Source organism: Anabaena sp. CCY 9402-a (genome assembly GCF_963920945.1).
Taxonomy (GTDB): Bacteria; Cyanobacteriota; Cyanobacteriia; order Cyanobacteriales; family Nostocaceae; genus Trichormus; species Trichormus minutissimus.
Window position 1 is genome coordinate 38,994 of the sequence record NZ_CAWUDL010000046.1, and the last position, 13,174, is coordinate 52,167.

Here is a 13,174-nt window from a genome sequence, read left to right on the forward strand (position 1 = left end):
CTGAACATGGGCGGTTTTTCCGACTTGTTTGTGTAGCGTCTCCGTCAGAAGAGCGAACTGACCTGTGGGGTGCAAAGACTGTGGGAAACTTTATGCCAAACTTCGATAACCAACTAGAAACTTTTCATGCCCCAAATCGCCAAACATGGCGGGAATGGTTGGAGAATAACCATCAAAATTATATTGGTATATGGCTAATTTATTACAAAGTAAAAAGTGGTAAACCCAGCATTAAATATAGTGAAGCCGTTAAAGAAGCATTATGTTTTGGTTGGATTGACAGTAAAGTTAAATCCTTAGATGCAGACCGTTATCTGCAAATATTTACGCCTCGTAAACCGAAAAGTGTCTGGTCAAAATTAAATAAGCAATATATCGCAGAACTCATCGAGCAAAGTTTGATGACTGAAGCTGGTTTGGCAAAAATTACAGCAGCCAAACAAGACGGTTCATGGACTAGTTTAGATGCCATAGAAGCGTTAATCATACCAGATGATTTACAGCAAGCATTAGCCGCAAATGCAGACGCTAATCAATATTTTACAGCCTTCAGCAACTCAACTAAAAAAAATATTCTCTCTTGGATTGCCAATGCTAAACGTCCAGAGACAAGGATGAAGCGAATTGAGCAAACTATAAATTCAGCAACACAAAATAAAAATCCTAAGTTATAAATGTCTTGGTTAATTATTTTCTCTTAAGCTAGGCAACCCAAATTTATCTATGCCAATTTTTTTCTGAAAAAGCTTTGACATTAAACCTAACTAAATTTGTATTTTATATCATCGCAGTGATATTAAAAAAATCTTGCAGCCAGGGGCTACACTTGTAGTTGAATCATCACACTCATTCTTAAAAAGCAGTAAATATACTGTGTATAATTTATTTCATTATATAGTATCATGAATGGTTAGGAAAAATTTAAAATTAAGTTTCCCCTTATTGCTGTTGTCAAGGGAAAAAATTAACAAGATTTATCAGGATTTATAATGATTAAGACTAGCTAGCAAATGAGCATCTTAATTTCTATACGGTAGCCTATTGAAAAAATACTGGTTTCCTCACAAATTGTCGTTGCTTTGAGCAAATAGCTTTTCTAAAATTTGAAAGTTAAAACTTGTTGAAATCGTCATATTTTTTAGGTTTCAAGATTCAAAGACATCAGAGTGTGAGGACTGGCCATGACTAGTAACGAGCGAGAAAAAATACGCCACCTATTGGTTGTCCATGATTTGCAAGGACAACGTACTATCCTACTGCAAGAAGCTACATATTCTGTAGGACGGCATAAGGGCAATGCTATTGTCCTTATTTCTCGCTCAGTATCAAGACAACATGCAATTTTATTGCGGGTAACAGTTCCTGGAACTGAACAATATGGCTTTCGGATTATTGATGGTAACTTCAAGGGACAAGGAAGCACTAATGGTTTGATTGTGAATGGAGAAAGATGTATCTCCCATAATCTCAGACATGGAGATATCATCCATTTCGGCAGTAATCAAGCTCAGGCCAAGTATTACGCTATATCTAACCTTTCCGAACAAGCCTTTTATGAATCAGCCAATGCGGAAAACCTATCTGATTTTCTGACTGACCAATCTCATCCTGTTTCTCCTTTTCAAACCTTAGTAGTAGATCCTGATTTTGAAGGAGCGAGTGACACTGCACTAGCTCGCCTAGCCTCTTTTCCAGAACTCATTCCTAATCCCATTATTGAGACAGATTTAGAGGGTAATTTAATTTATCTGAATCCAGCCGCCACTTTAAAATTTCCTCGATTAAGAGAACTAGGAAAGCATCATCCTATTCTGGAAGGCATACTAACAGAGATAAAAAAACAGAAAGTTAACTCTTTTGTGCGGGAAATCAAATTTGGTCAAGAAGTTTTTGAACAATCAGTACATTTTCTGCCAGAAAGCGATTTAATTAGAACTTACATTACTAGAGATATTACTGAGCAAAAAAAAGCTGAATTGGAACTTTACCAACGCGATCGCTTGCTACAAGCAGTAGCAGAAGCAGCTAATTACTTACTCGTAGAAATGGATTATGAAACAGGAATTGAAAAAGCTTTGGCTGTGTTAGGTATAGCAGCCGATGCAGATCGCGCTTATTTATTTAAAAACCATTTTCATCCCCTGACAGGGGAAATAGCTGTGAGTCTGCAATGTGAATGGACTCGCTCCCCCCTGGAATCTTCTCGGCATCACTGGCAAAATCAGCCTTATAACTCGCCTGCTCTATCACGTTGGTACACCATCCTGTCTAACGGGCAGTCAATTAATGGAATTACTAGAGACTTTTTCCCCAGTGAAAGCGAACTTCTGATGCGAGATGGAATTCAATCCCTGCTATTAGTACCCCTGCGTTTAGAAGAAAAGTTTTGGGGCTATCTCGGCTTGGCAGATTGTACCCAAGAGCGTATTTGGTCTAAGCATGAAGAATCTACACTATTGACAATGGCAGCTAGTATCAGTGGTGCTTGGCATCGTCAGCAGGTAGAAGAACAAATTCGCTACCAAGCCCTCCATGATTTATTAACGGGATTACCCAACCGCTTGCTATTCGATCAACTACTGGCTAAAGCCCTAGCCAACGCCACACGTAATAGCGAAAGTCTAGCAGTGATGTTTTTGGATCTTGACCGCTTTAAAATGATTAATGACACATTAGGTCATACATTAGGCGATCGCCTGCTCCAAAGTGTAGCGCAAAGATTAGAAATATCCCTCAGAAGTGGAGACACTGTTGCCCGTTGGGGAGGAGATGAATTTACGATCCTGCTACCCCGGATTAATTATCTAGAAGAAGTGACTCAGGTAGCTTGGAGAATTTTAAACTCTTTCGAGAGCGTTTTTTATCTGGAAGGACATGAACTTTACGTAAGTGCTAGCTTAGGCATCGCCTTGCTAGATGAGCATAGTCCTGATGCTGAAACTCTGATTCAACACGCAGATGCAGCTTTATATCATGCCAAAGATGAAGGGCGAAATAATTATCAGTATTACACAACATCCTTAAGTTCAAAAACTCCCGATATTTTAAATCTAGAAAAAAACTTACGCTATGCTCTAGAACGGCAAGAATTTACAGTTTACTATCAGCCCCAAGTAAACATTCACACCAACAAAATTACTGGGATGGAAGCACTGTTGCGTTGGGAACATCCAGATATGGGGGTAGTAGCACCGAGTGTTTTTATTCCCTTAGCAGAAGAAAGTGGATTAATTATTCCTCTTGGCGAATGGGTATTACGGACAGCTTGCCTTCAAAATCGAGCTTGGCAAGACGCAGGATTACCTCATTTAACAATTGCAGTGAATTTATCTCCTAAGCAATTTCGCCAGCCTGGATTAGTATCAACTGTTGCTCGCACCTTGTCAGAAACTGGATTAGAACCACAATTTTTAGAGTTAGAAATTACAGAATCAACAGCTATTGAGGATATAGATTTCACTAAAAAGGTTTTGTATGATTTGGAAAAGATGGGTGTTCATCTTTCCATTGATGACTTTGGTACAGGACATTCCTCCCTCTCTCGCCTACAACTCTTACCACTCCACAACCTCAAAATTGACAGTTCCTTCATTCGAGAGTTGACAACCGATACTAGAGTAGCCCACATTGTTAAGGCGATCGTCACTTTAGGTAGAAGTTTGGGGTTAAAGCTCATCGCTGAAGGCGTAGAAAAACAAGAAGAATTGGATTTCTTAAAATCTATCAACTGTGAAGATGTCCAGGGCTTCTTTTTCCACAGACCCCTACCTGCGGAAAAAGTCACAGAACTTCTTCATAGTAAAAACGAAGCAAACGAGTAATTCGTAATTTGGATTGGGCATATAAATTAATTCAAAATTCAAAATCTTGCCCTCGAACGAAGTGAAGGGTCAAAATTCAAAACTGTACTCCTCCGGAGTGAACCCTACGGATACGCTACGCGTTCACACAGTGTTCCGTAAAGCCTGCGGCATAGCTACGCTTAGGGCGCATCCCCTCTTAGAGAAGGAAGCGCGGTAGTGAGCAAAGCAAGTTACGCGCTAGCGTCACGCAGTGAATAACTTCTCCCCCTGCTTTCCCTTGCTTTCCCCTGTCACCTGTCACCTGCTATCAATCACGGAAAAACTCAGACAGTATCCAGGCTTGTGGTAATTTAAAGTTACCTATGCGAAATATAACTTTACCTTCATGACTGGAGAGCATCACCTTGGGAATAGAACTACGCAGTTTCGTATTTCTCGACAGCCTGCAACCACAACACGCAGCATATATAGGAACAGTAGCCCCAGGTTTCTTACCACTACCAGGTGATACGTCTCTATGGATTGAAATCTCTCCTGGCATCGAAATTAATCGGATTACAGATGTAGCTCTCAAAGCTGCCTCCGTTCGTCCTGGAGTGCAGGTAGTGGAAAGATTATATGGTCTATTAGAAATACATTCCGGTTCTCAAGGAGAAACACGAGCCGCAGGTCAAGCGATTTTGGCGATGTTGGGAGTCAAAAAAGAGGAATGTCTTAAACCTCGTGTTGTTTCTAGCCAGATTATCCGCAATATAGATGCTTACCAAGCACAACTCATCAATCGGACGCGCCGAGGACAGCTACTATTAGCTGGACAAACATTATATGTCTTAGAAGTTGAACCTGCTGCTTATGCTGCCCTAGCTGCTAATGAAGCAGAAAAAGCAGCAATGATTAATATCTTGGAAGTGCAAGCTGTGGGGAGCTTTGGCCGGCTCTACTTGGGTGGATACGAACGCGATATCCTTGCTGGTGCAGCTGGTGCTAAAGCAGCAATTGAAAGTGTAGCTGGGCGGAATAGTTCCCAGATTGGTCGCCAGGAATAAGGGACTTCCCAAAAAAATAACCAATCGCTGAGTGAGCAGGGGGATCTGAGTGAGCAGGAGGAGCAGGGGGAGTAGAAGGAGAAGAATCGGATAGTCGTCTTAGATGCAGGATAGTTGTAGTTAAAATTTTGAAGTTTCTGAAAGGAGAGCAAATGGCAAATATAGAGCATCTAGCTTTGTTGCAAGCTGGTGCAGTCCGATGGATTGAGTGGAGAACAACAAATCCCCAAATTGAACCAGACCTCAGTACCGCCAACCTGCAAAAACATAACCTCCGAGGGGCAAACCTCCAAGGGGTAAACTTTAGCAGAGTTGATTTAAGTCATGCTTTACTCGTGCGTGCCAACCTCAGCTATGCTAATCTCAGTAGTGCCAATCTTTATCAAGCCAAACTTAGCGAAGCTAATCTAAGTGCGGCTCATTTGAGTGTGGCGAACTTGAGCCAGGCTATACTTACCCAAGCCAATCTGAGCCATACTACCCTCATTGGCTCTAACTTGAGTGAAGCGGATCTGAGGGGGGCTACTATTATTAATGCTAACCTGATTGGAACTGACTTCACCGGTGCTAACTTAAGAGATGCTGATTTAGATGCAGCACAGCTAAACCGCGCTCATCTTTGTTTTGCTAATCTGATTGAAGCTAACTTAATAGAGACTAATCTAAGTGAAGCCAACTTGTATGCAGCAGACTTAGTAGGAGCTTATCTCTACAAAGCTAACCTAGAAAAAGCCCGTCTCCACAAAGCTCATTTGAGTAGTTCATACTTATTTAGAGCTAACTTAGCTGAAGCTGACTTAACTGGTGCTGATTTGGGATGGGCAAATCTAAAAAAGGCTAACTTGGCAGGTGCGAATCTGAGAGACGCTAACCTCAGAGGTGCAAATTTGACTGGTGCAAACCTAATTGGCGTGAATTTTCAAAATGCAATTATGCCCGATGGGAGAAAACACGATTAATCATTAGTCATTAGTCAATTCTATTCTGCCCATAGGCTTGCCATGCTAAGTCTATCAGCCCATCAGCGATCGCAGCTGCAACAACTGCATTACCTTTACAGCTATCAATAGTGATATTGGGGACAAGGGAATCTTGCAAGCGTCTTTTAGCATCATCTACATCTACAAATCCCACCGGAGTAGCAATCAGCAAAGCCGGGTTAATTTCTTCGGCTTCAATTAAATCTACCAGTGTTGTTAATGCTGTTTGGGCTTGACCAACAATAAATATGCCTTCTGGATAACGTTTGGCTAGAGTTTCAACACCCCAAGCGGCACTAGTTTTTTCTGTTTGGGGACGGGTTGAAGTATCCGTACTAGAATACACCGGGTTAGCAAAGGTATTTTGAATTTCGTAGGCAATACCTGTTTGCACCATTGGCACATCAACCACAATAGCAGTACGTGCCGCTAATGCAGCAGCCCCAGCTTGCAAAGCCCGCTCAGAAAATCGAATTAAAGATTTGTACTCAAAGTCAGCAGTAGCATAAATTACTCGCCGGACAATTTCATATTCTGCCGGAGAGAAAACATGATCACCAATTTCACCATCAATGATTGCTAGACTTTGAGCATCGGTTACGTGCCATTCCATTGCTATTCAATTCTGAGAAACTAGCCTTCAGCTTATCAGCTAGTGCGATCGCTAGGTAAGAGGTGACTAATCAATTCAAAATTCAAAATTAAAGAATTACTCACTCAGCACTCATTACTCAGCACTCTCAAGACTCAGCACTAGAAGATGGACGACTGAAAACAGGTGACAAGTAAGCAACCAACACACCAATAAGAAAACCGGAGATATTCCGAACTAAAGGTAACCAATCACTAGTGCGTGTTACCACTGGGCCAATACCAAAAGCAAGGAACAAAATACCCCACAATGGCGAGAAAATTAACGCCCATTGCCAAGCAAAAACTTGTCCTTTGGTGCGGGGTTGACCTGCAAATCCACAAATAATTCCACCAATAACCGAAGTAATTAAAGTTAAAATCCACTGTTCCCTAGGTAGACCAGGAACAACGGTGCAGCCCCCCTTGAGTAAACAGCCTTTTACGGAATTTAAAGCTTGTAAAATGGCTTGGTCTTCCCCTTCATCCCGCACAAAATACAAATTACCAAAGCGGGTTTGTAGTTCTATCCAGAAAGTGCGGGGGAGAAGTTCATAAACTGCATCACCAACACTAAAGCTGAGGATGTTCCCACCACGGGAGTCTGCAACCAAAAGAATACTTTTATCATCCAAACCCCAATAATTGATGACTGCTCTACCAGGAGTGCGGTCATATTGAGTTAATACCCGCAGTTTCCAACCAGTATCAGTCTCAAATTGCGAAATTTCCTCGACTAGCTTTTCCTCTTGGGGGTCAGGAAGAGTTTTAGCTAAGTCTACAACTGGAGTGAAATAATTAGGTAACAATTCGGGATTGTCGTAAGCCAAAGCTGGGGAAGAGTGCATAACCCACAGTGACCCAGCCAAGAAAAATACTGTAATAGATACTAAGATTCGTCGCCAAAAACAGGACTGCATGGACGTTTTTATACAAATATCAACAGTAGAAGTGAACAAGTTGCTTTAAAAGAGTATTAGAAAAGTGATACTTTGTTACACTTGTTTACTTTACTCTAATCTTAGGCAATAAAGCAAAGCTTCTTTGTGAGTGCTGAGTAATGAGTGCTGTTAGCGGTAGCGCGGCGTTTAGCCGGTTGTGAGTGATGAGTTGTGAGTGGGCATTATTGGGCATTGTATTTTTCTCCCCCTGCTGCCCCTGCTGCCCCTGCTGCCCCTGCTTTCTTTTCACCTGTCACCTGTCACCTGTCATCTCTAGCCCCTTAGTATTCTTCATCATCAAGACTGTTCTGCCTAGTAGAAGAACCGTTGTAGCCGTCATGAACGCGGTAGGCTTCTGCTTTAGAGCGGCGAGTTTCTGACTTGAGTGTTTCTCTTTCTCTGATTGTGAGGGAAGATTGTTCAGTTATTGATAACCGTTCCACTGTGCGCTTTGTGATTTTTTGACGAGTAAAGGTTTTCCAGGCAGTTTTTACGCCCACCACAATACTACGCGTACTTAATTGCAGGTTTTGAGCTTGTTTTTTCGCGCCCTCTAGGCTTTGGTCAACTTGTTTCACGACTTGACCGGCACTTTTAACACCTTGACTAACATCGTCAGTCAAATCTGTAATTTCTATCCCTGTAGTGCGGATAGCTTCTAAGGTAGGGGGCAATTCCCTCGATAGCATATCAAATAACTTTTCGGCACTGCGAGCTGCCCTTGCTAATTCCTGCAAAGCTGGTAACGCCGCCACTAACACAGCCGTCAGACTGACAGCGACTAGAAGAATAGAAAGTCCCAACCAAAACAGGGGGTCAACCACAATAATAAAAAATACAAAATTTAAAATACAAAATGGGCATTGGGCATTGGGATAAAAACCGCTACCTTGTCTACTCTACTCTTGTGCTTAACGAAAACGACACCTGCTGTATATGCTATACCAATATCAACATCACCATTATGAGCGTTCCAAGTCTTGGGCGAAAGAGTCTGAGTCTGGGGTAGCCTGTTGACGTTTTAAGATTTGACTTTCACGCTCACTAGCATCTACACCAGCAGCTATGGCTTCTCTCAGCCTATCTAAAGTTTCATCCCAATTTCGCAAAGCACTGGCAGAAAGGCGGTCAGCTTGAATTTGTACACTTGTTGATAAATCTTCTGCCAATTCAGGAATCGCATCGGCAGATTTTTTCAAAATTTTACGAGTTTCGCGTCCTGTGCGTGGAGCTGCAAGTAATCCTGCTAAAGCACCGATAGTAGCTCCTAACATCAATCCACCAATAAATACTCCAGAACGGTTATTAGACATTTTTACTCTTTTTCTCCTTACACCCATTTTAGGTGGGTTTGCTTTCCTTGCAAAACCTCAATGGTTTTATCTAATTTATCTATTGTGGCAATACCTTAGCAATCACTGTTGCTTTCATCTCTTATTTTCTAGAGATGAAATCCATTTTACGAAAATAACGCCGCCAAGTTTGCCGTCCTAGCAAAAGTATGCTAATAATTTGCCTTATTTGTTGGATTTGCAACTGTAAAACTTGGTTACTCTGGCGTAATTGCTGAATGCTATTTTGTCCTAGGTAGATATTTTCCGGTGCTTTATATAGTAAGTCATGGGTGCAGCGTTCGTATTCCGTGAGGCGATCGCCTATAAATGCTATCTTTTGTTTTAGTTGCCACACTCGCCAAGCTACGTAGAGCAGCATTAATGAAATAAGCGTATTCATTACAACAACCACTGTCACCATTGTTGACCTTCACCAATGTCAGCGAATAATTAAGATGTGTGCTTGACTTGGCTCTACTCTGATAATAACTGTTTGAAAACAGCGATAACTCTTACAAGCCCCGTCAACCCCTGCGGGGAATTAAAAATTAAAAATTAAAAATTAAAAATTGAAGACCCCACGGATAAATCCGGGGGCTTGAATTAATGTTTCTTTGCACTTTTTCGTGTCCATAAATAAATTTAGGGGCTTGTATCCTTTTTTTCTTTGGTCAGCCTTTTCGCTGGGGCAGTTGACTCATGCGCCCATTCCAGAATATCTTTTCAATCCCGCACGCCATAACCAGCGATTTGCACCTAAAAATATAAATATCCAGCCTAGTAGTGACCAAAATCCTCGTGCTAAATCTACAGGTAGCCCGACCAAAATACTTGCGGGAAAATCAATTAAGTAGGGAAAAGGTGTAAATAAAACTATTTCCCTCACAGGTTGAGGAAATACTTCTAAAGGTGCAATTAAACCAGATAAAAATAAATAAAATAGAAACCAAAAAGTTTCAATAGCATTAGCCCTTTCTGTCCAAAATGCGAACATAGCAAAGGTGTATTGAATAACAAACCTTAAAATGAAAGCCAAGCTAACAGCCAAGGTAAATAAAATTAACTGGACTAAATTCGGCAACCAAAATGACTGTGGATACAGGAAAAAAAACAGGGATATTAATATTAATGCAAAGGGTATGCGAGCCACCCTTTCAGAAAGATGGGAAGCGACATGATGCCATACAGGATCTAAAGGTTGTAATAATTTAGGTGACAATTTACCTTCTACAACTTCCTTTTCAAATTCAAAAATTACCCAGACAACGGATATTTGTCTAACCACAAAAACTGTGAGGAAGTAGCGGGCAAAATCAATAGAGGATAAACCAAACTGCCCACCTTGCGAAGCTTTTATCCAAACTCCCATGAGAATAATTGGTAAAGAACCAGATAGAACCCATAAAATCAGTTCTGCCCGATACTCCACCATATAGGCGTAGTAAACTGTAAGTAAAGTTAGAGCTTTTCTAATAACTTTTTTCATTTAAATTTTAATGTTTAAATGTTAATTTTTTACACGATTCCCGCCTGAAAAACGCGTCCAATAACTTCTTCAACTGGCGGTTCAGTGACTTTTAAATCTATGACTTCCAATTCTGTTAAAATCTGAGACACCGTGCGGGTAAGTGCCTCTTGTTGCACCATGAAACACACAGCACGCCCTTCTAAATGTTGCACATCACCATAGACTGTGAGTTTTTCTAGGGATAGAGGTTGGGCTAACTCTACGTAAACTTCTCGGTAGGGAGCAAAACGTTCTAGCAGTCTATCTAAGCTACCGTCATACATGAGTTTACCTTGGTGAATCAGCAACACTCGTTCACATAAAGCGGTGATATCTGCCATGTAATGGCTAGTTAACAGCACAGTTGCTTGATAACGCTGATTGTACTCACGCAAAAAATCCCGTACTGCTACCTGAGCATTGACATCTAAACCTAGCGTAGGTTCATCTAAAAACAATACATGGGGACGGTGTAGAAGTGCTGCTAGTAATTCTGCTTTCATGCGTTCGCCCAAAGACAGTTTTCGCACAGGCTGGTTAAGTTTCCCCTCTAAAGCCAGCATTTCTGTTAATTCCCCTACCCGATGACGGAATTCTTTATCAGGAATATCGTAGACAGCCGCGTTAATTTTTAAAGAATCTAGTGCGGGTAAGTCCCAGAGTAGTTGTTGTTTTTGCCCCATTACCAAGGTAATTTTTTGCAAAAATGCTGCTTGGCGCAAAAAGGGTACATAGCCAGCTACCCTCACTGTACCGCTAGAAGGGTGAATAAGTCCGGTGAGCATTTTAAGTGTGGTGGTTTTACCAGCACCATTTGGCCCTAAGAAACCAACTACTTCACCTGGGGTAATTTCAAAGGAAACATCCTGAACTGCGTTGATAGAACGGTAGGTGCGGCGGAAAAAGTGGTTGATTGTGCCTTTAATCCCTGGTTCTTTTACCGCCACTGGATAGGATTTACTGAGGTTTTCGGCAATGATGATTGACATATCTAAATGTTAAAACCACTTGTCACGGTGTGGTAGAGAGTAATCTTATTTGATTTTTCAGCAGCTAGTGGTGTGTCCAACCTAGTTTGACGGTTGGAGAGACGCGATTTATCGCCGTCTCTACAGAATATCTATTCGTTAATTATTTCTTGACAGACTACTAGGTAAAACTTCAAGAAGTTTCTTTTGTGTTCCCTGTCACCTGTCACCTGTCACTTTAAACGACCCGATCGCAATATACTAATAATCAGCCATAATCCTAATAAGCTGGCAGCTGCAAATAAAACGCTGCTGACAAAAGATAGCTGTGTCGTTTGGGCTTTGCTGGAAATAATTGCTGCACCCATAATCAGTGAACCTACTAGAATACTAAAAGAAAGACGGTTAGCAGCATCGTCCATTGTCCGCCGCACGCCGTCTAAACCGTGTAGTGAGAAATTCCAGCGTAGAGTTTCCGATGTTACCCGGTCTAATAACAGTTCGATTTGCCGGGGAGATTGTAAAGAGAGACTTTTAATATCTAAGGCTGTTCTCAGGAGCGATCGCACTGGATTATCACCCAGTAATTGCCGCCGAAATAAGTCTGTAATTAAAGGCTGTATTTCTTCAAATAAATTTACCTCTGGATTAAAGGTACGCGCTACTCCTTCTAAATTCGCCAAGGTTTTGGCGTACAAGCCCATGTTACCGGGTAAGCGAATTTTATTATTGCGGGCAACTTGCAAAATTTCATAAAAGATTTGACTAAAATTCATCTCCGTCAAACTGACGTTATGATACTTACGCAGCATCCGGTCATAATCACTTTCTAACCGCGCCACAATGACTGGTTGTGCAGAATCTGACAATTGCAGAGTCAATTGAGCGCACCTCCCCGCATCCAAATCCACAATTGCCAACAGCATTTCTGTCAATATCTGCTGCGTCCGGGGATCAAGTCTGCCCACCATCCCACAATCTAATAAGGCAACACGGCCATCGCTCAGATAAAAGATATTACCAGGATGGGGATCAGCATGAAAAAAGCCATCAACATATAACTGTTGAAAGAAAGCGCGAAATAGTAGTGTGGTGACAGCTTTGCGTTCGGCGATCGGGTCTTTACCATTGCTGTTGGTTAAATTAGCTGACAGTATTGGCACTCCGTCTAGCCACTCCATCACCATTAATTTTTCTGTAGTTAATTGCCAGTAAATTTCCGCAACGACAATTTGTTGGGGATCAAACCAACGACTGTGCGATAAATTACGTCGCAGTTGGTCTGTAAAACCAGCTTCTCGTGTAAAATCTAATTCAGCTTCTAAAGCTTTGGTAAATTCTTCAGCGATAGATTTGATTTCGTAGTTTTGCCCAAAATCAGTCCGCGCCACCAAATCAGCAATCCCTTGAATTAAGGCGATATCTTGCACAACTGTGACATCAATCCCCGGACGCTGTACCTTCAAAGCAACTTCTCGACCATCCATTAATGTAGCGCGATGGGTCTGAGCAATTGATCCCGCCGCTACTGCGACGTTATTAATGTGCTTGAAAGTTTCTTCCAGGGGTTGTTTTAGTTGTTTGCGGATGACTATTTCAATTTCTGCCCAAGGTACAGGCGGTACTTCATCTTGGAGAGTGGAAAGTTCTTCAATATAAGCTGCACTCAGTAAATCTGGCCGGGTAGAAAGTAGCTGACCGAGTTTGACATAAACAGGCCCCAAATCCACCAAAATATTTTTCAATACAGCCGGGGTGGGTAGCTGGGGTTCATCAGCTTTGCCGCCTGTCAACAGCCGCCGCATATAATCCCAGCCATTGCGGAGAACAACTTCAATAATTTCTCTTTGGCGCGGAACAGTATAGGTGAGGAACATTTTGGGGATTGGGGATTGGGATTGGGGATTGGAATTGGGGATTGGGATTGGGGATTGGGATTGGGGATTGGGATTGGGGATTGGGATT

Annotated in this window: 12 protein-coding genes; 4 read left to right on the forward strand and 8 right to left on the reverse strand. The window is 41.8% G+C overall.

The features are described from left to right. Nucleotides 1–92: 92 nt before the first annotated feature. The 4 genes from ACM0OR_RS17505 (at nucleotide 93) to ACM0OR_RS17520 (ending at nucleotide 5,808) form a co-directional block, all read left to right on the forward strand. The gene (locus ACM0OR_RS17505) at nucleotides 93–674 is read left to right on the forward strand and encodes a YdeI/OmpD-associated family protein (protein ID WP_414577727.1); all 582 of its coding nucleotides are present in this window, start codon (nucleotides 93–95) and stop codon (nucleotides 672–674) included. Between the two features lie 507 nt (nucleotides 675–1,181). Continuing rightward, nucleotides 1,182–3,821, forward strand: coding sequence for an EAL domain-containing protein (locus ACM0OR_RS17510; protein WP_414577729.1), 2,640 nt, complete (start codon nucleotides 1,182–1,184; stop codon nucleotides 3,819–3,821). A 386-nt stretch (nucleotides 3,822–4,207) separates the two neighbouring features. Then, nucleotides 4,208–4,849: a hypothetical protein gene (locus tag ACM0OR_RS17515; RefSeq protein WP_190696482.1), complete on the forward strand. Its 642-nt coding sequence runs from the start codon at nucleotides 4,208–4,210 to the stop codon at nucleotides 4,847–4,849. 152 nt (nucleotides 4,850–5,001) lie between these two features. Continuing rightward, the gene (locus ACM0OR_RS17520) at nucleotides 5,002–5,808 is read left to right on the forward strand and encodes a pentapeptide repeat-containing protein (protein ID WP_414577730.1); all 807 of its coding nucleotides are present in this window, start codon (nucleotides 5,002–5,004) and stop codon (nucleotides 5,806–5,808) included. Nucleotides 5,809–5,818: 10 nt separating this feature from the next. Here ACM0OR_RS17520 and ACM0OR_RS17525 read toward each other — a convergent pair whose 3' ends face one another. The 8 genes from ACM0OR_RS17525 to ACM0OR_RS17560 all read right to left on the reverse strand — a co-directional run bounded on the left by ACM0OR_RS17525 (nucleotide 5,819) and on the right by ACM0OR_RS17560 (nucleotide 13,086). Beyond that, nucleotides 5,819–6,442: a precorrin-8X methylmutase gene (locus ACM0OR_RS17525; RefSeq protein ID WP_190696478.1), complete on the reverse strand. Its 624-nt coding sequence runs from the start codon at nucleotides 6,440–6,442 to the stop codon at nucleotides 5,819–5,821. Nucleotides 6,443–6,569: 127 nt separating this feature from the next. Continuing rightward, complete coding sequence (locus tag ACM0OR_RS17530) at nucleotides 6,570–7,379, reverse strand: TPM domain-containing protein (protein WP_190696476.1); 810 nt, start codon at nucleotides 7,377–7,379, stop codon at nucleotides 6,570–6,572. A 302-nt stretch (nucleotides 7,380–7,681) separates the two neighbouring features. Beyond that, nucleotides 7,682–8,224: a DUF948 domain-containing protein gene (locus tag ACM0OR_RS17535; protein ID WP_414577732.1), complete on the reverse strand. Its 543-nt coding sequence runs from the start codon at nucleotides 8,222–8,224 to the stop codon at nucleotides 7,682–7,684. Between the two features lie 138 nt (nucleotides 8,225–8,362). Then, entirely contained in the window at nucleotides 8,363–8,713 is a 351-nt protein-coding gene (locus tag ACM0OR_RS17540; RefSeq protein ID WP_323265565.1) for a YtxH domain-containing protein, read from the reverse strand. 121 nt (nucleotides 8,714–8,834) lie between these two features. Continuing rightward, the gene (locus ACM0OR_RS17545) at nucleotides 8,835–9,155 is read right to left on the reverse strand and encodes a hypothetical protein (RefSeq protein ID WP_190696466.1); all 321 of its coding nucleotides are present in this window, start codon (nucleotides 9,153–9,155) and stop codon (nucleotides 8,835–8,837) included. Between the two features lie 276 nt (nucleotides 9,156–9,431). Next, nucleotides 9,432–10,220 (reverse strand): ABC transporter permease, encoded by a 789-nt coding sequence (locus ACM0OR_RS17550; RefSeq protein WP_414577733.1) that lies wholly within the window; start codon nucleotides 10,218–10,220, stop codon nucleotides 9,432–9,434. 29 nt (nucleotides 10,221–10,249) lie between these two features. Beyond that, nucleotides 10,250–11,230, reverse strand: a complete 981-nt coding sequence (locus ACM0OR_RS17555; RefSeq protein ID WP_190696456.1) for an ATP-binding cassette domain-containing protein — start codon at nucleotides 11,228–11,230, stop codon at nucleotides 10,250–10,252. A gap of 212 nt (nucleotides 11,231–11,442) precedes the next feature. Next, a complete protein-coding gene (locus ACM0OR_RS17560) occupies nucleotides 11,443–13,086 on the reverse strand; it encodes an ABC1 kinase family protein (RefSeq protein ID WP_414577736.1) in 1,644 nt (547 codons plus the stop codon). Nucleotides 13,087–13,174 lie beyond the last annotated feature (88 nt).

What these genes read in the sequence shown, in the direction of transcription:
- ACM0OR_RS17505 (WP_414577727.1), top strand. Translation starts at nt 93, where the DNA reads ATGCCAAACTTCGATAACCAACTAGAAACTTTTCATGCCCCAAATCGC.
- ACM0OR_RS17555 (WP_190696456.1), bottom strand. Translation starts at nt 11,230, where the DNA reads ATGTCAATCATCATTGCCGAAAACCTCAGTAAATCCTATCCAGTGGCG.
- ACM0OR_RS17510 (WP_414577729.1), top strand. Translation starts at nt 1,182, where the DNA reads ATGACTAGTAACGAGCGAGAAAAAATACGCCACCTATTGGTTGTCCAT.
- ACM0OR_RS17525 (WP_190696478.1), bottom strand. Translation starts at nt 6,442, where the DNA reads ATGGAATGGCACGTAACCGATGCTCAAAGTCTAGCAATCATTGATGGT.
- ACM0OR_RS17545 (WP_190696466.1), bottom strand. Translation starts at nt 9,155, where the DNA reads ATGGTGACAGTGGTTGTTGTAATGAATACGCTTATTTCATTAATGCTG.
- ACM0OR_RS17540 (WP_323265565.1), bottom strand. Translation starts at nt 8,713, where the DNA reads ATGTCTAATAACCGTTCTGGAGTATTTATTGGTGGATTGATGTTAGGA.
- ACM0OR_RS17530 (WP_190696476.1), bottom strand. Translation starts at nt 7,379, where the DNA reads ATGCAGTCCTGTTTTTGGCGACGAATCTTAGTATCTATTACAGTATTT.
- ACM0OR_RS17520 (WP_414577730.1), top strand. Translation starts at nt 5,002, where the DNA reads ATGGCAAATATAGAGCATCTAGCTTTGTTGCAAGCTGGTGCAGTCCGA.
- ACM0OR_RS17560 (WP_414577736.1), bottom strand. Translation starts at nt 13,086, where the DNA reads ATGTTCCTCACCTATACTGTTCCGCGCCAAAGAGAAATTATTGAAGTT.
- ACM0OR_RS17550 (WP_414577733.1), bottom strand. Translation starts at nt 10,220, where the DNA reads ATGAAAAAAGTTATTAGAAAAGCTCTAACTTTACTTACAGTTTACTAC.